Raw genomic sequence first — 17,868 nt, forward strand, 5'->3', positions numbered from 1 at the left:
CTATAAAAAACGGGGCGTCATGCCCTGGCAGGAGTTACCCGATGAAAGCGTTTCAAGTAAGAGCTCCCTTTGAGTTCGGCCTGGCCCAGGTCGACGCCCCTCAACTGGCGCGCAATGAGGTCAAGGTCGATGTGGCCTATGCCGGTATCTGCGGCTCTGACCTGCATATCATCCACGGCCAGAACGCTTTTGTGCGCTTCCCGCGGGTAACCGGCCATGAGTTCTCCGGAGTGGTCAGTGACGTGGGTGCGGATGTGGCCCAGATCAAGGTCGGTGATCGCGTGTGCATCGACCCGGTGATCAGCTGCGGCACCTGCTACCCCTGCCGGATCAATCGCCCCAACGTCTGTACCAAGCTGCAAGTGATCGGCGTACACCGTGACGGCGGTTTCAGTGAGCAGGTCTGCGTGCCGGCGAGCAATGTTCATCGCTTGCCGGACGGCATGTCACTCAGCCATGCGGCTTTAGTGGAGCCGTACTCCATCGCCCTTAACGTGCTTGACCGTATGCAGCCGCAGCCGGGTGACAGCCTGCTGATTTACGGCGCTGGTGTGATCGGCCTGACCCTGGTGCAAATGGCGCGGGCACTGGGTCTGACCGACATCACCGTGACCGATGTGATTGACGAACGCCTTGAAACCGCCCGTGCCTTTGGGGCCAGCCGCACCCTGAACGGCAAGGACGTGGACGTCGAAGCGACGATGCGCGAATTGACCGCTGGCGAAGGTGTGCCGCTGATTGTCGACGCCGCTTGCATTCCCGCATTGATGCCGCAAATGGTGCGCATTGCCTCAGCGGCGGGGCGTATCGGGCTGCTGGGATTCAGCACCACGCCAACCGATCTGGTGCAGTTGGAAATGATCAAGAAAGAACTGACCCTGGTGGGTTCGCGGCTGAACAACCGCAAGTTCGCCCGGGTGATCGAGTTGATCGCCAGCGGCAAATTGCAGGTTCAGGAAATGATCAGCCACCGCATCCACTTCGATGAAATGCCGCAGGCGATTGCCTTGATCGAGAACCATCCCGAGCAGACGCGCAAGGTGCTGGTGCAACTCAACCCCAAGGAGATTTTGTAGCAGTTGCCGCAGGCTACGTTCGGTTGCGCAGCAATCGTAAATCCAGGGTCCCTGGTTTGCCTGATACACCGGGGAACCTGACCTTACGACAGCTTCGCTGCCGGACGCAGTCTTCGGCAACTGCTACGAGTTTTGCGTACCGCACACAGTTTCACGTGCTCCCAGCGAGCACCCTCACCGAATAAAACAACAAGCGGGAGGTTCCAATGTTTGGTCAAGGTCGTACCTTAGTCATCATCATGCTGTTCCTGGCAGGCGTCATTAACTACCTGGATCGCTCGGCATTGTCCGTCGCCGCCCCCTTCATCCAGAAAGACTACGGTCTGACCACGGGTGAGATGGGCATGATCTTCAGTAGTTTCTTTGTCGGTTATGCGGCATTCAACTTTATCGGCGGCTGGGCGGCCGACCGCTACGGCGCAAAAACCACGCTGCTGCTGGCCATGGTGCTGTGGTCGCTGTTCAGTGGCCTTACGGTGCTGACCGTGGGCTTTATGTCGCTGGTGTTTATCCGCATCCTGTTCGGCATGGGTGAAGGCCCGCTCAGCGTGACCACCAGCAAGATGGTCAACAACTGGTACACCCCCAAGCAGCGGGCGCGGGCACTAGGCTCGTCCATGTCCGGTACCCCTTTGGGGGGTGCGATTTCCGGGCCGGTAGTGGGCTTTATCGCCATCAGCTACGGCTGGAAAGTGTCGTTTATCATCATCATGCTGATTGGCCTGGTATGGGCCGCGGTCTGGTACAAGTTCGTCAAGGACAAGCCAACCGGCAAAATCGCTGAAGAGATCGCTCAGGGCGAAGGCCAGAGCGAGTTGGCAGCCCAGCCGGTTCATCCATTGCGCTACTACCTCAAGCAACCGACAGTACTGTTCACTTCGCTGGCGTTCTTCTCGTACAACTACACGCTGTTCTTCTTCCTTACCTGGTTTCCCAGCTACCTGACCATGGCCCACGGCCTTAACGTCAAGGAGATGAGTATCGCCACGGTTATTCCTTGGGTACTGGGCTTCCTTGGCCTGGCGTTGGGCGGCTTTATCTCCGACTTCGTGTTCAAGAAAACCGGGCGCATGATGTTTTCGCGCAAGGTAGTGCTGGTGACCTGTCTGTTGGCGTGTGCCGTGTGCATCGGTTTTGCCGGGATCGTCAAAACCCTGTATCCGGCGGTCGCTCTGGTGGCGCTGGCGGTGTTCTTCCTGTACCTCACCGGTGCCATTTACTGGGCAATCATCCAGGACACGGTGCCTGCCGCCCGCGTCGGTGGTGTCAGCGGCTTCATGCACTTCCTGGCCAATACCTCGGGCATCATCGGCCCGACCCTGACCGGTTTTCTGGTGCAGTTCACCGGCTCGTTCACCAGCGCCTTCCTGCTGGCGGGGTTGCTGACCATCATCGGTGCAGTGTGTGTGGCGCGCTATGTCAAACCGCTTCCGGTCATCGATGACGCCCTGCCGCCAGCGGGCAGCGTCTTGCCTGCTTCGGCGTGAGGAGAAGGTCGATGCCTGTCGTTGAACGAGTACCTTCGGTGGCCACAGCGGCTGATATCGGGATTGTGCACCTGGGCCTGGGGGCGTTTCATCGCGCCCACCAAGCGGTCTATTTGCAGCGCCATCTCAATCGCCACGGTGCAAGCCCGTGGGGGGTGTGCAGTGCCAATTTGCGCTCCAATCGCACGCTGGTGGAGCAACTGCGCGAACAGCAATACCGCTATACGGTGGCTGAATACCGTGACCGCGAACAGGTGACATTGCGCGATATCAGGGTAATGCGCGAAGCCCTGTATGTGGGTGATGGCGGTGAGGAGTTGCAGCAACTGTTGCAGCGTATGGCCGACCCGCGCACGCGGATTGTCACCCTCACGGTCACCGAAAAAGGCTACTGCCTGAACCCGGCTACGGGGCAGTTGCGCCTGCAGGATCCGGCGATTGTCCATGACCTTGCCCACCCGCAGACACCGCGTACGGCACCGGGAATTGTGCTGGAGGCCTTGCGCCGCCGACATGCGGCAGGCATCCCGGCTTTTACCGTGCTGTGTTGCGACAACATGCCGGATAACGGTCAGCGTACCCGTCAGGCCGTTATGGGGCTGGAGGAGCCAGGCAGCGAGCTGGCGCAGTGGATCGAGCAGCAGGTGGCGTTTCCCGGTTGCATGGTCGACCGCATCGTTCCGGCCATGGACGCGCAGGCGTTCAGCGGTCTGCAGCAGCTCGGTTGCCAGGACCCCGCGGCAGTGGTGTGCGAAAGCTTCAGCCAGTGGGTAATCGAGGACCACTTCCCTCTGGGCCGCCCCGACTGGGAAGTGGAGGGCGTGCAGATGGTCGCTGATGTGCGGCCGTTCGAAACCATGAAGCTGCGCATGCTCAACGGCAGTCACTCGTTGCTGGCCTATATCGGCTTGCTTGCGGGGTACGAGACGGTGTTCGACGCGATCAGCGATCCTGATCTACTGCGGTTTATCCAGTGTTACATGGGCGAGGAAGCAGCGCCGACCCTGTCCATGCCCGCGGGTATTGATACCGCAGGTTACGCCCGTGATCTCTGCGCGAGGTTTGCCAACGACAGCCTGCAACATCGCCTGCGCCAGATCGCCATGGACGGCTCGCAAAAACTGCCGCAGCGGTGGTTGCAAGGCGCGCAGCAGCTGCTTGATGCGGGGCGTGATATTGACTGCATCGCATTGGGGATTGCGGCCTGGATCCACTACTGCACGCAGCCTTTGCCGCACGTCGTTGATGACCCGCTAAACGCCGTTTTCGCCGACGTGGCGGGCAGCCTGGAAGGTGCTCAGCGAGTCGACGGGTTTCTTGATCTGCAGCAGGTATTTGCGGCCGAACTGTCGGCGCGTCCAGCCTTTCGTGATGCGGTTCACCGCGCTTACAGCGCCATTGAACACACCGGCATGGCTGGCCACTTAAAAAACTTTGCAGCACACAACTAACAAGAAGGGAGATAGACATGGAACAGACTTGGCGCTGGTTTGGCCCCCAGGACCCGATTTCGCTGGCAGATGTGCGCCAGACCGGAGCGACCGGCATTGTCACTGCATTGCACGACATCCCCAATGGTCAGGTATGGCCAGTGGCAGCGATTGCCGCACGCAAGCAAATGATTGAAGACGCCGGCCTGACCTGGTCGGTGGTGGAAAGCATTCCGGTGCATGAGGACATCAAGCGCGGTTGTGGCCGTCGTGACGAGTACATCGCCAACTACCAGCAGAGCGTGCGCAATCTGGCGAGCTGCGGTATCGATATTGTCTGCTACAACTTTATGCCCGTGCTGGACTGGACCCGTACCGACCTGGCCTGGGAGATGGAAGATGGTGGCTGGGCGCTGCGTTTCGACCAGACCGCCTTTGCCGCTTTCGACCTGTTTATCCTCCAGCGCCCGGGAGCACAGGCCGAGTACAGCACTGACGATATCCAGCAGGCCCAGGCCTATTTCGACACACTCACCCCCGAGCAGAGCGAGAAGCTGGTCAACACCCTGATTGCGGGCCTGCCGGGTGCCGAAGAGCATTACACGCTGGAAGATTTCCGCGCCTTGCTGCGCACCTACGCCGATATTGACGAAGCGAAATTGCGCGAGCATCTGGGGCATTTCTTGCGTGAAGTGATCCCGGTCGCGGAAGAGGCGGGAGTGCGCATGGCCATTCACCCGGACGATCCACCGCGGGCGCTGCTGGGCCTGCCGCGTATCCTGTCCACCGCGGCAGACGCGCAATGGCTGCTGGATGCTGCGCCAAGCCCGGCCAACGGTCTGACCTTCTGCACCGGCTCCTATGGCGTGCGTGAAGACAATGATCTGGTGGCGATGGCCAAACAGTTTGCGCCCTTCATTTACTTCACCCACCTGCGCTCGACCCGCCGCGAAGCGGATCCGCGCAGCTTCCACGAAGCTCATCACCTGGGTGGCGATGTGGACATGGTCGGGGTGATTGGTGCGCTGGTTGCTGAGGACCTGCGCCGTGAACGTGAAGGCGGTCCGCGCTTGCCACTACGCCCGGACCACGGCCACCAGTTGCTCGATGACCAGCACCGCAAGAGCAACCCCGGCTATTCGCTGATCGGTCGCCTCAAAGGCCTGGCCGAGATTCGCGGGGTTGAACTGGCGATGCGTCAGCAACTGGCGTAACGCCCTGCGGCCTGCATCACAGACCCTTTAGCCGCTGCCTGTGCCAGCGGCTAAAGGGCTGTATCAATAGGCAAAAACCTTGCGGTGCTTTTGCACAAAGTCTTCCCAGCGCACCGGCTGGCGGCCCGTGATTTCGAAGAAGTTGTCAAAGGTCTCGTCGGCCCCGGGAATCTGCCCGGCAGCCATGCGTGCGAAGTTGTCTTTTACGCACGTCATGTAGGCCATTTCGGCTCCGGCTGCGCGCATGTTGTCCAAAAATACGTCCGGTGACTGGGCGTTGTAGCTGAACGGCTGCTCCAGCACCCGGGTCATGATGGCCGCGATATCGCCATAGGATTGCACGTCGTAGCCCAAGCGGTAGGTCTGGCCCCCATGTTTGGCCGGGTTGAGCAGTGCTTGTGCGGCTACTCGGGCAACGTCTTCGCCATCTACCCAACTGAATTGCGTATCACCGGTGTATTGCTCGATGACCCCGGCTTTTACGGCCTGGGTGCCATCGTAGCTGAGCAGGTTTTGCATGAAACACTCGGGCCGCAAGTGGGTGAACGAAAAGCCCGACCATTCAATATAGCGCTCCACGAACTGGTGCCAGGCCCAATGACCGATGGTGGTGTCGTCACGCCCGCAGGCGCCCAGATGCACCATGTGCTGCACCCCGGCTTGTTTTGCCTGATCGAGAAACGCCTTGCTCTGGCGCAGCATGTCCACGGTATAGCCGGTCACGAGCAGGGCGCGATCGATGCCTTGCAGCGCCGGGGCCAGGGTCTCTTCTTTATCGAAGTCCAGGATCACGGTGCGAATGCCCTGGTCTTCAAAGGGCTTGGCCTTGGCGGGGGAGCGTACTGCCGCGACCAGCGTGATGGTGTCGTCGGCCATGAGGTTGCGCAGGGTGTCGCCGCCGATCTGGCCCGTGGCGCCGGTGATTAAAACGGTGGGTTTGTGCGAGGTCATAAAAAGTGCCTGATGCTTGGGTAAGGGCTTGGCGCCAAGCTTACTGGGGAAGTGCAGGCGTATTTGCGATACATTCTATCGAATGAGATGAACTGAATTCATTAATGGCGGGGCGTGCATGTTTTCTTCCGAGCGCTTGAAGGGTATCGATGTCTTTGTCTGTGTTGCGGATTCAGGCAGTTTCAGGGCGGCTGCCGAGCGCTTGAACCTGACCGCTTCGGCGATCAGCAAGGCCATCGCACGCCTGGAAAACAGGCTTGGGGTACGTGTGTTTCAGCGCTCCACCCGGCGCTTGGCATTGACTGATGCCGGGGCGGCATTCTATCGCACGTGCACCGGGGTGCTGGCCGAGCTGGAAGAGGCCGAGCTGGCCATGCAGGCCGATAATGCAGAGCCGCAAGGCAGGATCCGCATCGACTTGCCTGCAGCCTTTGGGCGGTTGCAGGCGTTGCCGGTCATTTTGCAGTGTGTCCAGAAACATGCCCTGTTGCTGCCGCACATTTCGTTCTCGGACCGCTTTATCGATCCGGTCGAAGAGGGTGTGGATATCGTCGTGCGGGTGGGTGGGCCGGATATCTGGCCTGCTGCGCTGGAACACCGTTTTCTGGGCCGTGAGCGCCATGTGTTCTGTGCCGCGCCAGCCTATCTGAGCATTCACGGCACGCCTTTGACCGACCGCGATCTGGAGCATCACCAGTGTGTGGCCTATGGGCGGGCCGACGGCACGGTCAGCCCCTGGAACTTCGCAGGCAGCCGCCCCGGAGACATAGAGCGCCGGGTGATGCCCGCCAGGTACATCGTAGGCGATGGGGAAGGGCAAGTGATGACGGTGCTGGCGGGGTGCGGCATCGCCCAGTTGCCCACCTGGCTGATCAAGCAGCATCTGGCCGAGGGTTCATTGGTCGAAGTGCTGCCCCACCTGGCGAGCGAAGGTTTGGCGATCAATCTGGTGTGGCCAAAAAGCCGTCAGGCATTACCCAAGGTCCGTGTTTTGCTGGATGCCCTGGCAGCAGGGTTGATGCCGTTGGCGGATTAATGTTCGGGTTGCACTCGCCCTGTGGGAGCGGGCTTGTTCGCGATTGGATCACTGCGGTTTTGCAGTGACAGCGCATCGTCTGCATCGCAGGCAAGCCAGTTCCCACATGTTTTTATGCAGCCTCACAGCGGCAGCATGCGGTCCTGAATGACCCGCTTCATCACCAGCGTTGAGGTCAGGCGCTGGACGTTGGGCAGCGAGGTCAGGCGCTCGTCGTAAAGCTGCTGGAAGGCTGGCAGGTCGGCTGCGACCACATGCAGCAGATAATCCGGGTCGCCGAACAGCCGTTGGGCATCGACGATTTGTGAGGTTTCGATGACCGCCGTTTCAAAGTCAGCAATCGCCTGACGGGTCACTTCACGCAGGGTAACGAACACCATCGCGGAAAAATTCAGGCCCAACTCGCTGGGCGCCAGCAGGGCCCGATAGCCCAGGATCACGCCTGAGTCTTCCAGCGCCCGCACGCGGCGATGGCAGGGCGAGAGGCTAAGGCCAACCCGTTCTGCCAGTTCGGTAACCGAAAGTCGGCCGTCGGCTTGTAGCTGCGCAAGAATCTTTCTGTCTATTCGGTCCACGTGGAAGAACCTTCCCTTGTGATGGCTATAGATTGGGATAAACGAAAGATAATCCTACCAGCATTTCCTTATTCTTCTTTTACTCGCTGGCGCATTTAACGCTGGCAGAGGCAGGGGGCTGCGGCGCCTGAAAAACCATCACGATTCCAGCGTAGAAAGGAAATCCCTTTGACTCTCAGCGTCTTGGCCGCTTTTTGGGCGGTGTCATTTTTGTTCATCATTACTCCCGGCGCCGATTGGGCTTACGCCATTTCTGCGGGCATGCGCGGACGGTTGGTGACGCCTGCGGTGGCGGGCATGTTGTCGGGGCATCTGCTGGCCACGGTGATTGTGGCGGCGGGTGTGGGGGGGCTGGTGGCGCGCAATCCGATGATTCTTACCGGGCTGACAGTTGCCGGGGCCGTGTATTTGTTGTGGTTGGGGGTTTGCATGCTCAGAGACCCCGCGACACCTCAGTCGGGGCAGGGGCAAGTATCCGACTCGTGGTCGCGCTGGGCCTGGAAAGGTTTGTGCGTGAGCGGCCTGAACCCCAAGGTGCTGTTGTTGTTTCTTGCCCTTTTGCCGCAATTTACCGACCCGCTGTCGACCTGGCCAATACCCACGCAAATCATTGCCCTGGGTGCATTGCATGCGGTCAGTTGCGCGGTGGTGTATCTCATGGTCGGGTTCAGCGCCCGGGCCGTGTTGCAGACCCGGCCTGCTGCTGCGAAAAACGTCAGCCGGGTGTCCGGCGCGGTGATGGTTCTGATTGCAGTGGTGTTGCTGGCGGAGCAGACCTACAGTTGAGGCTTGGTCAACTACTGAGGATAAGACCGTGGCAACCACCGAAAGCAATGGGCAAACAACGCCGGGTGCGGTGATTGAATTCTGGAAGCAGGCAGGGCCAAAGCACTGGTTCGCCAAGGATGAGGCGTTCGATGCTGTATTTCGCGAGACCTTCTACCGGGCTCATTTTCAGGCCGCCAGGCGCGAGCTTGAGCACTGGATGGCGCAGCCCGAAGGCGCGCTGGCCTTGCTGTTGTTGCTGGACCAGTATCCGCGAAACTCATTTCGCGGCACTGCGCACATGTTTGCCACCGACCCGCTGGCACGCTTTTACGCCCGGCACATGATCGATGGCGGCATGGACAAGGCGCTTGAAGCAGACTTGCGGCTGTTCTGTTATTTGCCGTTCGAGCACTCCGAAGACGCTGCCGACCAGCAGCTGTCGTTGCAACTGCATCACAGCCTTGGCCCGCAAGCCAGCGTATGGGCGCAAGAGCACGCCGATATCATCCGCCAATTCGGGCGCTTTCCCCATCGCAATGATGTGCTTGGGCGCGAAACCACCGGGCAGGAGCGCACGTTTCTGGATGAAGGCGGATTTGCTGGGTAAGAGCAGATTTTGACCGCCAGCAAGGTGTCGGCGCAGCCGTACAGGCATAATTGCCGCCTGAGCCTGAACACCCTCACCTGATGGAGCTGCCGATGAAGTACCCAGCCGTGTTGACCCTGAGCTTTTGTGCCGTTTTTTTGAGTAACGGTGCGATAGCCGCGGGGGATGCTGAAGCGGGGGGCAAGCTGTTCACTAAAACCTGTGGCGGTTGCCACAGCATCGGGCTTAACGCGCGCAATGGTTTTGGCCCGCAGCTTAATGGCGTGATCGGACGTCAGGCGGGCACCAGCGAGGGCTACCTGTACTCCGACGCCATGAAAAATTCAGGCGTGGTGTGGAGCCGGGAAAAACTGGCCGCCTACATTGAAGCCCCGAAAAAAGTGGTGAGCGGCACGCGGATGATCTTCTGGGGCATCAGCGACCAGGAGAAGATCGACAACCTGCTGGCCTATATTGAGTCCGTCCAGGGGCAGTGATTACTGCACGTCCTTGAGGTAATCCTTGAGCGTCAGCAGCGCCGGGTGCATTTGCTCCGGGGTCTGTGCACTGCTCAAACCGGCGGCCAGCGTTTGCAGTTCGCGGCCCATGACCGTTTGCGCGCCGCCCATATCGCCCTTGCGCAAATCAAAGGCAAAGACATCGCGCTGATAGTCGCTCATGGCCGGGTCGTCTCGCAAAATCGGGCTCGAACCTTCGGACTCGTATGCCAGCTTGAATGCATAAAGGGCGACTGATTCCAGTGGCAATTGCATCGACAAGATCCTCCACATTAATGCCGGGCGGCGCTCATCGCTTTTGTGCTGGCGAAAAAAAAGCCAAGGGGCAGCACGAGAGGCTTTCAGCATTTATGTTGATGCGGTGATACCCTCCGGTTTTTTCAGGGAAGGAAGATGAACATGCGCAAGACAGCGTCAGCCCTGGTAGCTGCAATGGGCTTGCTCGTAGCGGGCGGAGCCGGGGCCTGGACCATGAAGGACGGCGTTATCCAGTTCAGTAACGGCGAAGTGTCTTATTGCGACGGCTGGGCACTTGATGCGGCCTCAATCATGTTGAGTCGACAGGAGGGCAGGCCCGTTGATTATGTTTACGATGCCTACCATGAGCCTTCGGACATCACCAAGAAAATGCGCGTGCAATTTTTGCGCGAAGCCCAGGCATACCCGGTAGAAGATACAAAAGAAAAACAATGGGCTGCTGCAGAAAAGTTCAGCAACAAGGTGAAGGGGCAGTGTTTCAAGTCTTATATCGAGCGCGTTCCGCAATCTTGAACGCCATACCTGTGGCGGTTGTCACCGCATCGGGGAAAACGCCCGGAACGGTTTTGGCCCGCAACTCAATGGCGTGATCGGGCGGTTGGCGGGCACGAGCGCGGGCTCAGGGGCAGTGATCACTGCACCTCTTTCAGGTAATCCTTGAGCGTCAGCAGCGCGGGGTGCATCTGTTCCAGGGTTTGGGCCTGTGTGAAATCGCCGGACAGCTTGAGCAACTCTCGTCCCATGGCCGTATGCGCACCGCCCAGCGCCTCAAGCGCCAGGTCCAGGCATCGCTCGACTTTAAGCTGGATGGCGTCGAAGTTGCCCTTGTTCAGCTCAAAGGCAAAGACGTCCCGCTGGTAGTCGCTCATGGCCGGATCGTCGCGCAAAATCGGGCAGCCACCGTCTGTCTCATGCACCAGTTTGAGAGAGAAAAGGGCGACTGCCTCCAGCGTCAATTCCATAGTCCGGGTCCTTTAGTCAGTTCAGTGTTTGATCAGGGGCGTGTGGGCTGGCGCGATTGTACAGGGCACCACCCGAGCCGGGATACACGGCTCCAGACGCAGTTCGGCGCACAGGCCACCCTGGGGGCGATTATAGAGTTGCAGGCTGGCGCCTATTTTGCGGGCAATCATTTCCACTATGGCCAGCCCCAGACCTGCGCCGTTGGCGTGGCCCTGACTGTAAAAGCGTTCGAACAGCCGCTCGACGCACTGTTCCTCGATACCCGGGCCGCAATCTTCAACCCGCAAATGGATGCCCCCGCAGGGTTGTGCGCAGACCAGGACCTTGACCTCGCTACCCGCTGGCGAGAAGTTCAGCGCATTGGTGACCAGGTTCTGCAGCGCAATGGCCAGGGCCACAGGGTCGGTTTCAACCCGGCACTCCTCATCACCTTCCAGTATCAGCTCAACGCCTTTTTCCATCGCCAGGGGAGTCAGTTCTGCCAGCTCTTCGCGCACCAATACGGTCAACTGCACGGTACTGCGAGTCGTGGTGTTCAGGTTCGGCTCAATGCGTGCCATGGTCAGCAACTGGCTGCCAATTCGTGTGGCCCGGTCAACGCCGCTCACCAGGAAATCAAGGGCTTCCTGGCGCTGTTCCAGGGTGGCGGCGCCTTGGGCGTTCTGGGCATGTATGCGCAGTATGGCCAGTGGTGTACGCAGCTCATGAGCGGCATCGGCAATGAATCGCCGTTCTCGCTCCAGCAGGTTGTCCATCTGCACCAGCAACTGGTTCAGCGCGGTTTGCATCGGCTCCAGGTCCCTTGGCAACGGCTTGAGATTCAGCGCTTGCAAGGTGTTGGTACTGCGTCCTCGAATGGCGCTGGCCATCGCGCGCAGTGGGGTGAGGCCCCAGCCGATGGTCAGCCAGATAAGGATGGTCAGCAGGGGAACGCCAATGAGGGTGGGCCACAGGGTGTGGCGCACGATGCGCTGGATCAGGTCCTGGCGAATGTCATCGCGCTCGCCCACCCAGATCAGCAAGCCCTGTTGCGGGTCGGCAAGCAGAAAGGCGCACCAGTCATTGCCGTTCTCGATGATGTCGTGGGAACCCAGCGTGGTGGGCGGTGACTCCAGGACTGGCGCTTGGGCAGAACGCACGAGCAGTTGGCCGTCGCTACGCCAGACCTGGAAGGTCAGGCGAGTTTCGTAAGGATGGGCCGGGCCGTCCTCGCCTACCCGACTCATGGCGTCGTCAAAAGCCCGGTAGAGGCGGTCCCAGTTGTTTTCGCCCGGCTCGTGCTGGTTCAGTACGCCTTGCAGCAGACGGGCGGTTTGGGCGAGCTGGGCGTCATAGACTTCTTCGATTTCATGGTGGCTGTCGCGCAGCACCAGCCAGCTGATCAGGGCATCGCCCAGCAGGATCAGGATCAGCACCGGGATGAGAATGCGCGCACGCACCGAGTTCATGGCTTGAGCTCCATCACATAACCGACACCACGCACGGTGCGGATCAGTTCGACGGACAGCTTTTTGCGCAGGTTATGAATCAGCACTTCCAGGGTGTTGCTTTCGACCCGGTCCTGCCAGCCATAAAGGGCGCGGGACAAGCGTTCGCGGGTGATCACTTTGCCGGGACGCACCATCAGTTGATGAAGCAACTGGTATTCCATCGGGGTGACGATGATGTCGTGGCCCAGGTAGCTGACTTGCTGGGTCGCCGGGTCGAGGCTGATACCGGTGTGCTCAAGCAACGGTTGTGCCCGACCCTGGCTGCGGCGCAACAGGGCGCGGACACGGGCCTTCAGCTCTTCAACGTCGAAGGGTTTGATCAGGTAATCGTCTGCGCCTGCATCGAGGCCGGCGATACGCTCCCCGGTACCGTCGCGAGCCGTGAGGATCAGCACCGGTATGTCGTGCTGCTCGGCGCGCAGTTGTTGCAGCAGCGTCAAGCCATCGAGGCGCGGCAAGCCCAGGTCGAGCAGCAGCAAATCGAAGCTTTCGCTGCGCAGGGCATGCAGGGCACTGACGCCGTCTTGCAGCCAGTCCAGGGTATAGCCTTCGGCGCTGAGCGCCACGCGAATGCCTTGGCCCAAGGCGCGATCATCTTCGACGAGGAGCAGGCGCATAGCACAATCTCTGTAGGAAACGGCGGCATCATGCCGTGTTCAGGCCGGGGCTATTCCGGGAAAGATGTTACAGCTCGTTGCTAACTAAGCTTTTCCTAAGGTTGGTTTTGCACAGTGGATTTCCTACGTCTACTGAGGGTATTTCCATGCGCAAAATTCTCCTGCTGTCCTTGGTGATTGCCAGCCCCCTGGCAATCGCCGGCCCGCAATGTACCTCTGCCGAGCGCTCGCAATGGCAGGACCCGAAGGCTTTTCAGGAACAACTGAAAGCCCAGGGTTACGAAATCAGCAAGTTCAAGATCACCGATGGCAATTGCTACGAGATCTACGGTTTTGACAAAGACAAACGCAAGGTCGAGATCTATCACGACCCTGTGACGGGTAAAGCCGTGAAGACCGAGATCAAGGGCTGATGCCGGAGCAATTCCTACGCCTCTGGGACCCGCTGGTGAGGGTGTTTCATCTCTCCATCGCGGCAGTCTTTGTCGCCAATTACTTCTTCAATGAAGCGGGTGACGACTGGCACGTCTGGCTGGGCTATTACGCTGTGGCCTGGCTGCTGGTGCGGCTGGTGTGGGGATTTGTTGGCCCGCGCAGTGCGCGTTGGGCTGACTTTTGGCCAACACCTGCGCGATTGAGTGGCCATGTGCGTTCGCTGCTCAATGGCCGTGCGCAGCATCGCCTTGGCCATTCGCCCTTGGGGGCGCTGGTGATGATCCTGATGCTGCTGGCCCTGCTGACCCTGGGTATCAGCGGTTTTCTGATGCAGGAAGTCGACGCCTTGTGGGGCGCCGACTGGCCGCTGCTTTTGCATGAAGTCACGGCCAATGTGCTGCTGACCCTGGTGATCATTCATTCGCTGGCGGCGTTGTTTGAAAGTATCCAGGTGCGGGACAACCTGCCGTTATCCATGCTCACCGGCCGCAGGAGGCGATTGCCGGATGACCCTGTTCAGTAACTCTCTTTTCAACAGGTTTTCTATGCGCCCGTTTTTACTGATCAGCTGCCTGCTACTGGTGTTTTCTGCCGCATGGCTCAGCCATCCGCCCCATGTGCTGGCGCCTTTCGCCCTGGCCGACAAGGAAGGGGTGCCCACTACGGACGCTCCGCAATTCAACAGCCGCTTTGTATCCTCCCATCTCAACGACTTTGTCCATTCGTCCTCGGTCACGGCCCTGCCAGGCGGCGACCTGATGGCGGTGTGGTTTGCCGGTTCCCGGGAGGGCGCTGCCGACGTGCAGGTCCGCATTGCACGTTTTGATGCCAAAACCACCGAGTGGGGCCCGGAGCAAATACTGGTTACCCGTGAGACAACCCGCGACGGCACCCGGCGTTATATACGCAAGCTGGGCAACCCGGTCATCGCCCTGGGACCTGACAATCGGCTGTGGATGTTTTATGTCTCGGTGTCGGTGGGCGGCTGGGCCACCAGCGCGATCAATGTGATGGTCTCGCAAGACATGGGCGCGAACTGGTCGGCGCCCCGGCAGTTGGTGACGTCACCGTTCTTCAACATCAGCACCCTGGTGCGTGCTGCTCCTGTGTTTCATGCCGATGGCTCGATTGGCCTGCCGGTGTACCACGAGTTCATGGGCAAGTTTGCCGAGTACCTGTACTTGAGCGCCGACGGTGCAGTCATCGATAAATTCCGCATCAGCCGTGGCAAGCACTCACTGCAACCGACCATCGTTGCTCAGGATGGCCAGCGTGCAATCGCCATGTTGCGCTACGCCGGTGAAACCCATCACCGGGTGCTCGCCAGCCGCACGCAAGACGCCGGGCAGACCTGGAGTGAGCCGTATCCGCTGGAACCGTCCAACCCCAATTCGTCGTTGTCGGCAATCGGCACGCCGGACGACGGTTTGCTGGTGGCCCTCAATGACCTTGAGGACGGGCGCTTCAAACTCAGCCTGTACGGCACCGATGCGCAGCTTAATCAGTGGCGCACCCTGGTGGAGCTGGATCAGTCCCCCGACCCGCTGGGTCAACCGTTCTCCCCTGAGGCTTACAAGGAAATCATCGGCGAAGGCTTTCGTGCGTCCAGCGGCGCCCGCCGTTTGGGCCTGGAGCAGCGTTTTCTGAGCAGCCTGGATTACCGCGTGTGCAAACCCCGTGGCTGTGAATTCGAATACGAGTATCCGTACTTCAGTCGCAGCCCGGATGGCATGTACCACCTGGTGTACTCGTGGAATAACACGTTTATCAAACATGTCAGCTTCAATGAGGCCTGGCTGGCGGAGCGACTGTGATGTTTTCAATGTGGCAAGCCCATTTGAGTTTTGTCCTGCTGGGTTTTGTACTGATCAGTACTGTGCGCTTCGGTGCGCGCTGGCGTCCCTGGTTGCTGCCGGTACTGGTGGTGGTGAGTTTTATTCCGGTCAATGAGCTGGCGCTGGCGGGTTATGTGCGCAGCTTTACCGATGACCTGGCAATCACCACCCTGGTGTTATTGGCGTGGGTCTGCTTGCACCGCCTGGGTGTGGTGCAGCCACTCAAGAGCGCGCAGCGACTGCAGGTGGTGCTGCTGTTTGGCGCCCTGAGTCTGGTTCTGTATCCGGCCACTCTGGGGCTGACTTATTTCGATCCTTACCGCTGGGGCTTCAACCCTCGGCCGATGATTGTGCTGGTGGGGGCGGTGGCCCTGCTGATGCTGGCGCTGCGCAACAGCCTGGCGGTGTGGATGCTGGCGGCGGCAACCGTGGCTTTTACCCTGCGGCTCAAGGCTTCGGAAAACTACTGGGACTATCTGATCGACCCGTTGCTGACAGGCTACTGCCTGGTGGTCGGGTTATGGATGCTGGTGATGGCTGGCTGGCGTCCTCTTTTAAAACTGCAGCGAGGTCAATGATGGGAGGGTTGTACTCACGGCGCCTGCGTTACGGCATAGGCGCCATCGGGTTGGTATTTGCATTGCTGGTCTGCCTGCGGCTGATTTTTGTGCTGGGCTTTTCCGGGGTCGGTCTGCAAGAGGCCGCGCTGCTGGAAACCCTGGGCATTGGCCTGCGTTTCGATCTGCGCCTGGCCGTACTGATGTTGCTGCCGCTGGCTCTGCTGGCCTGGCTGCCGCGCTGGAACCTGCTGAACACGCGAGCATTGCGCTGGCTGGCCCGCGGCTACTTGTTGCTGGTGTTGGGCGTGGTCGGACTGGTGTACATCATCGACTTTGGTCATTACGCCTACCTGGGCGTACGCCTTAATGCCACAGTGCTGCGTTACCTGGAGGACGCGCAGATTTCACGGCAGATGGTCTGGGAAACCTACCCGGTGCTGTGGATAACCCTGAGCTGGCTGATGGCCGTTGTGCTGTGGACCTACGCGCTGATTCGTCTTGAGCGGATCACCCTGGATCGTGAAAAGCAGTCTGCGGGCGTCGTTGCCATAGCGTCCGTGGCCGTGATCGGCGTCGTTGCCATCCTGCTTTCACTGTTGGGGCGCGTGGCCAATCTCAACCTGGAAAACCCGGTGCCTCTGCGCTGGAGCGATGCTTTCTTTTCCGGCAATAACCAGATCGCCGCCGTCGGCCTTAACCCGGTGCTGTTTTTGTTCGACACCCTCAGGGTCGGGCAGTCGCAATTCGATGAAGCCAAAGTCCGAGAGCATTACCCCCAAGTGGCGCACTACCTGGGTGTGACGCGGCCCGATGCCGAGCAATTGAGCTTTGTGCGTGAGCAAGCCGTGCAGCCTTACCGATTTGCCGGTGAGCGTGCGCCCAACGTCATGTTCGTCATGCTTGAATCCCTGGGGACCAGCGCCGTGGGGGCTTACGGCAACCCCCTCAACCCCACGCCGAACCTGGACCGGCTGGCCAGTCAGAGCTGGTTCTTCAAACACTTCTACGTGCCGGTCACCGGCACTGCGAAAACGGTCTGGGGCAGCATTACCGGTGTGCCTGACGTCACCCGCCAGGAAACCGCAACCCGTAACCCCCTGATTACCTGCCAACACACATTGATCAATGCCTTCGAGGCGTACCAGAAGTTCTACATGATCGGCGGCAATGCCGGTTGGGCCAATATCAATGGATTGATCCGGCAGAGTATCGAGGGTGTGAAGCTTTATGATGAGCGTCACTGGCGCTCGCCGCGGGTGGATGTGTGGGGCATCTCCGACCTGGACCTGTTCAAGGAGAGTGACGACATCTTGCGCGCCGTAGCCAAGGACCAGCCGTTCTTTGCTTACGTGCAGACTTCCGGGAATCACCGGCCATTCACCATACCCGCCAGCAACGACAGTTTCGTGGTCAAAGACCTTTCCCTGGAGCAGGTCCAGGCTGCTGGTTCGCGCAGTGTCGAGCAATACAACGCCGTGCGCCTGCTGGACTACAACATTGGTCGGCTGATGGAAATTGCCAAGGCGGGGGGTTACCACGACAACACCATTTTTGTGTTCTTCGGCGACCACAACACCCGCATCAGCCAGATACCGCACATGGCGCCGGCCTTTGAACAGCTGGGGCTTGAAAGTAACAACGTGCCGTTGTTGATCTACGCGCCAGGCAGGTTGCAGCCCAAAGTGATCGAAGAGGCGGTTGGTCTGTCGGACCTGCTGCCGACCGTGGCGGGCATGGCCGGTATTCCCTTTCTCAATGGTGCGATGGGCAGGGATATCCAGCAGCCTGTGCCGGAGGGAGAGCGAATGGTGCCGTTGGTACTGAGCGAAGGGACCTTTCCGGTGATCGGAGGGGTGACCAAGGACTTCCTGCTGCAAATGCAGCACGACGGCAGCTCACCGACGCTGCATGACCTGGCGTCGCAAACTCCCAGGGAGGATGTGGCGCAGCAGCACCCTGAAGAGTTTCAACGCCTGCAAGCCTTGACCTTGGGATTGCATGAAAGTGCGCGCCTGATGCTTTACCGCAATGTTCGCGAGCGTTGATGTCCTGGAGGCGATCGTGCGCAA

20 protein-coding genes and 1 pseudogene are annotated in these 17,868 nt (G+C 59.8%); 15 read left to right on the forward strand and 6 right to left on the reverse strand.

Annotated elements, in window-relative coordinates:
• Positions 1–41 precede the first annotated feature (41 nt).
• From V6P94_RS07705 to uxuA, 4 genes are all read left to right on the forward strand, one after another.
• Positions 42–1,076, forward strand: coding sequence for a Zn-dependent oxidoreductase (locus tag V6P94_RS07705; protein WP_133079523.1), 1,035 nt, complete (start codon positions 42–44; stop codon positions 1,074–1,076).
• Between the two features lie 206 nt (positions 1,077–1,282).
• Complete coding sequence (locus tag V6P94_RS07710; RefSeq protein WP_326398440.1) at positions 1,283–2,563, forward strand: MFS transporter; 1,281 nt, start codon at positions 1,283–1,285, stop codon at positions 2,561–2,563.
• Between the two features lie 11 nt (positions 2,564–2,574).
• A complete protein-coding gene (locus tag V6P94_RS07715; protein WP_326398439.1) occupies positions 2,575–4,014 on the forward strand; it encodes a mannitol dehydrogenase family protein in 1,440 nt (479 codons plus the stop codon).
• A gap of 17 nt (positions 4,015–4,031) precedes the next feature.
• On the forward strand, positions 4,032–5,207 hold the full coding sequence (uxuA, locus tag V6P94_RS07720) for a mannonate dehydratase (RefSeq protein WP_326398438.1): 1,176 nt from the start codon (positions 4,032–4,034) through the stop codon (positions 5,205–5,207).
• Positions 5,208–5,270: 63 nt separating this feature from the next.
• Here the strand turns inward: uxuA and V6P94_RS07725 are convergent, their stop codons facing one another.
• Complete coding sequence (locus V6P94_RS07725) at positions 5,271–6,158, reverse strand: SDR family oxidoreductase (protein WP_326398437.1); 888 nt, start codon at positions 6,156–6,158, stop codon at positions 5,271–5,273.
• Between the two features lie 118 nt (positions 6,159–6,276).
• Between V6P94_RS07725 and V6P94_RS07730 the strand changes: the two genes are divergently transcribed.
• Positions 6,277–7,194 carry a LysR family transcriptional regulator gene (locus V6P94_RS07730; RefSeq protein WP_326398436.1) on the forward strand — a complete coding sequence of 306 codons (918 nt, stop codon included), beginning with the start codon at positions 6,277–6,279 and terminating at the stop codon, positions 7,192–7,194.
• A gap of 122 nt (positions 7,195–7,316) precedes the next feature.
• Here the strand turns inward: V6P94_RS07730 and V6P94_RS07735 are convergent, their stop codons facing one another.
• Positions 7,317–7,769 (reverse strand): Lrp/AsnC family transcriptional regulator, encoded by a 453-nt coding sequence (locus V6P94_RS07735; protein WP_133079528.1) that lies wholly within the window; start codon positions 7,767–7,769, stop codon positions 7,317–7,319.
• A gap of 168 nt (positions 7,770–7,937) precedes the next feature.
• On the opposite strand from V6P94_RS07735, the gene V6P94_RS07740 reads away from it, so the two are divergent.
• The 3 genes from V6P94_RS07740 to V6P94_RS07750 all read left to right on the forward strand — a co-directional run bounded on the left by V6P94_RS07740 (position 7,938) and on the right by V6P94_RS07750 (position 9,620).
• A complete protein-coding gene (locus V6P94_RS07740) occupies positions 7,938–8,555 on the forward strand; it encodes a LysE family translocator (protein ID WP_219260885.1) in 618 nt (205 codons plus the stop codon).
• 28 nt (positions 8,556–8,583) lie between these two features.
• Entirely contained in the window at positions 8,584–9,144 is a 561-nt protein-coding gene (locus V6P94_RS07745; protein ID WP_133079530.1) for a DUF924 family protein, read from the forward strand.
• A gap of 92 nt (positions 9,145–9,236) precedes the next feature.
• Positions 9,237–9,620 carry a cytochrome c family protein gene (locus V6P94_RS07750; RefSeq protein WP_326398435.1) on the forward strand — a complete coding sequence of 128 codons (384 nt, stop codon included), beginning with the start codon at positions 9,237–9,239 and terminating at the stop codon, positions 9,618–9,620.
• On the opposite strand, the gene V6P94_RS07755 is transcribed toward V6P94_RS07750, so the two are convergent.
• A complete protein-coding gene (locus V6P94_RS07755; protein ID WP_326398434.1) occupies positions 9,621–9,896 on the reverse strand; it encodes a hypothetical protein in 276 nt (91 codons plus the stop codon). It lies immediately after the preceding gene.
• 144 nt (positions 9,897–10,040) lie between these two features.
• On the opposite strand from V6P94_RS07755, the gene V6P94_RS07760 reads away from it, so the two are divergent.
• Both V6P94_RS07760 and V6P94_RS07765 read left to right on the forward strand, forming a co-directional pair.
• Positions 10,041–10,412: a hypothetical protein gene (locus V6P94_RS07760; protein WP_326398433.1), complete on the forward strand. Its 372-nt coding sequence runs from the start codon at positions 10,041–10,043 to the stop codon at positions 10,410–10,412.
• Between the two features lie 7 nt (positions 10,413–10,419).
• A pseudogene (locus tag V6P94_RS07765) lies at positions 10,420–10,515 on the forward strand (c-type cytochrome); the annotation flags it as partial.
• A gap of 16 nt (positions 10,516–10,531) precedes the next feature.
• On the opposite strand, the gene V6P94_RS07770 reads toward V6P94_RS07765, so the two are convergent.
• Genes V6P94_RS07770 through V6P94_RS07780 form a run of 3 tightly spaced genes read right to left on the reverse strand, consistent with a single transcriptional unit; the run spans position 10,532 to position 12,969 of the window.
• Positions 10,532–10,861 (reverse strand): hypothetical protein, encoded by a 330-nt coding sequence (locus tag V6P94_RS07770; RefSeq protein WP_326398432.1) that lies wholly within the window; start codon positions 10,859–10,861, stop codon positions 10,532–10,534.
• Positions 10,862–10,882: 21 nt separating this feature from the next.
• The gene (locus V6P94_RS07775) at positions 10,883–12,310 is read right to left on the reverse strand and encodes an ATP-binding protein (RefSeq protein WP_326398431.1); all 1,428 of its coding nucleotides are present in this window, start codon (positions 12,308–12,310) and stop codon (positions 10,883–10,885) included.
• Positions 12,307–12,969, reverse strand: coding sequence for a response regulator (locus V6P94_RS07780; RefSeq protein WP_326398430.1), 663 nt, complete (start codon positions 12,967–12,969; stop codon positions 12,307–12,309). The genes V6P94_RS07775 and V6P94_RS07780 overlap by 4 nt, the downstream gene beginning before the upstream one ends.
• 146 nt (positions 12,970–13,115) lie before the next feature.
• Here V6P94_RS07780 and V6P94_RS07785 point away from each other — a divergent pair, with 146 nt between their 5' ends.
• From V6P94_RS07785 to V6P94_RS07805, 5 genes are read left to right on the forward strand one after another with little or no spacing between them, the layout of a single operon-like run.
• Complete coding sequence (locus V6P94_RS07785) at positions 13,116–13,382, forward strand: PepSY domain-containing protein (protein WP_133079536.1); 267 nt, start codon at positions 13,116–13,118, stop codon at positions 13,380–13,382.
• Positions 13,382–13,927: a cytochrome b/b6 domain-containing protein gene (locus V6P94_RS07790; RefSeq protein WP_326398429.1), complete on the forward strand. Its 546-nt coding sequence runs from the start codon at positions 13,382–13,384 to the stop codon at positions 13,925–13,927. Before V6P94_RS07785 ends, V6P94_RS07790 begins: the two co-directional genes overlap by 1 nt.
• Positions 13,928–13,949: 22 nt before the next feature.
• Entirely contained in the window at positions 13,950–15,218 is a 1,269-nt protein-coding gene (locus tag V6P94_RS07795; protein WP_326398428.1) for a sialidase family protein, read from the forward strand.
• Positions 15,218–15,817, forward strand: coding sequence for a hypothetical protein (locus V6P94_RS07800; protein ID WP_133079539.1), 600 nt, complete (start codon positions 15,218–15,220; stop codon positions 15,815–15,817). The genes V6P94_RS07795 and V6P94_RS07800 overlap by 1 nt, the downstream gene beginning before the upstream one ends.
• Positions 15,817–17,844 carry an LTA synthase family protein gene (locus V6P94_RS07805; RefSeq protein WP_338649432.1) on the forward strand — a complete coding sequence of 676 codons (2,028 nt, stop codon included), beginning with the start codon at positions 15,817–15,819 and terminating at the stop codon, positions 17,842–17,844. The genes V6P94_RS07800 and V6P94_RS07805 overlap by 1 nt, the downstream gene beginning before the upstream one ends.
• The last annotated feature ends 24 nt before the right edge of the window (positions 17,845–17,868 follow it).

This window comes from Pseudomonas sp. ML2-2023-3 (genome assembly GCF_037055275.1).
Classification (GTDB): Bacteria; Pseudomonadota; Gammaproteobacteria; order Pseudomonadales; family Pseudomonadaceae; genus Aquipseudomonas.

Coding starts and splice junctions, on each gene's coding strand:
- V6P94_RS07705 (WP_133079523.1), top strand. CDS start 42: ATGAAAGCGTTTCAAGTAAGAGCTCCCTTTGAGTTCGGCCTGGCCCAG.
- V6P94_RS07710 (WP_326398440.1), top strand. CDS start 1,283: ATGTTTGGTCAAGGTCGTACCTTAGTCATCATCATGCTGTTCCTGGCA.
- V6P94_RS07715 (WP_326398439.1), top strand. CDS start 2,575: ATGCCTGTCGTTGAACGAGTACCTTCGGTGGCCACAGCGGCTGATATC.
- uxuA (WP_326398438.1), top strand. CDS start 4,032: ATGGAACAGACTTGGCGCTGGTTTGGCCCCCAGGACCCGATTTCGCTG.
- V6P94_RS07725 (WP_326398437.1), bottom strand. CDS start 6,158: ATGACCTCGCACAAACCCACCGTTTTAATCACCGGCGCCACGGGCCAG.
- V6P94_RS07730 (WP_326398436.1), top strand. CDS start 6,277: ATGTTTTCTTCCGAGCGCTTGAAGGGTATCGATGTCTTTGTCTGTGTT.
- V6P94_RS07750 (WP_326398435.1), top strand. CDS start 9,237: ATGAAGTACCCAGCCGTGTTGACCCTGAGCTTTTGTGCCGTTTTTTTG.
- V6P94_RS07755 (WP_326398434.1), bottom strand. CDS start 9,896: ATGCAATTGCCACTGGAATCAGTCGCCCTTTATGCATTCAAGCTGGCA.
- V6P94_RS07760 (WP_326398433.1), top strand. CDS start 10,041: ATGCGCAAGACAGCGTCAGCCCTGGTAGCTGCAATGGGCTTGCTCGTA.
- V6P94_RS07770 (WP_326398432.1), bottom strand. CDS start 10,861: ATGGAATTGACGCTGGAGGCAGTCGCCCTTTTCTCTCTCAAACTGGTG.
- V6P94_RS07775 (WP_326398431.1), bottom strand. CDS start 12,310: ATGAACTCGGTGCGTGCGCGCATTCTCATCCCGGTGCTGATCCTGATC.
- V6P94_RS07780 (WP_326398430.1), bottom strand. CDS start 12,969: ATGCGCCTGCTCCTCGTCGAAGATGATCGCGCCTTGGGCCAAGGCATT.
- V6P94_RS07785 (WP_133079536.1), top strand. CDS start 13,116: ATGCGCAAAATTCTCCTGCTGTCCTTGGTGATTGCCAGCCCCCTGGCA.
- V6P94_RS07790 (WP_326398429.1), top strand. CDS start 13,382: ATGCCGGAGCAATTCCTACGCCTCTGGGACCCGCTGGTGAGGGTGTTT.
- V6P94_RS07795 (WP_326398428.1), top strand. CDS start 13,950: ATGCGCCCGTTTTTACTGATCAGCTGCCTGCTACTGGTGTTTTCTGCC.
- V6P94_RS07800 (WP_133079539.1), top strand. CDS start 15,218: ATGTTTTCAATGTGGCAAGCCCATTTGAGTTTTGTCCTGCTGGGTTTT.
- V6P94_RS07805 (WP_338649432.1), top strand. CDS start 15,817: ATGGGAGGGTTGTACTCACGGCGCCTGCGTTACGGCATAGGCGCCATC.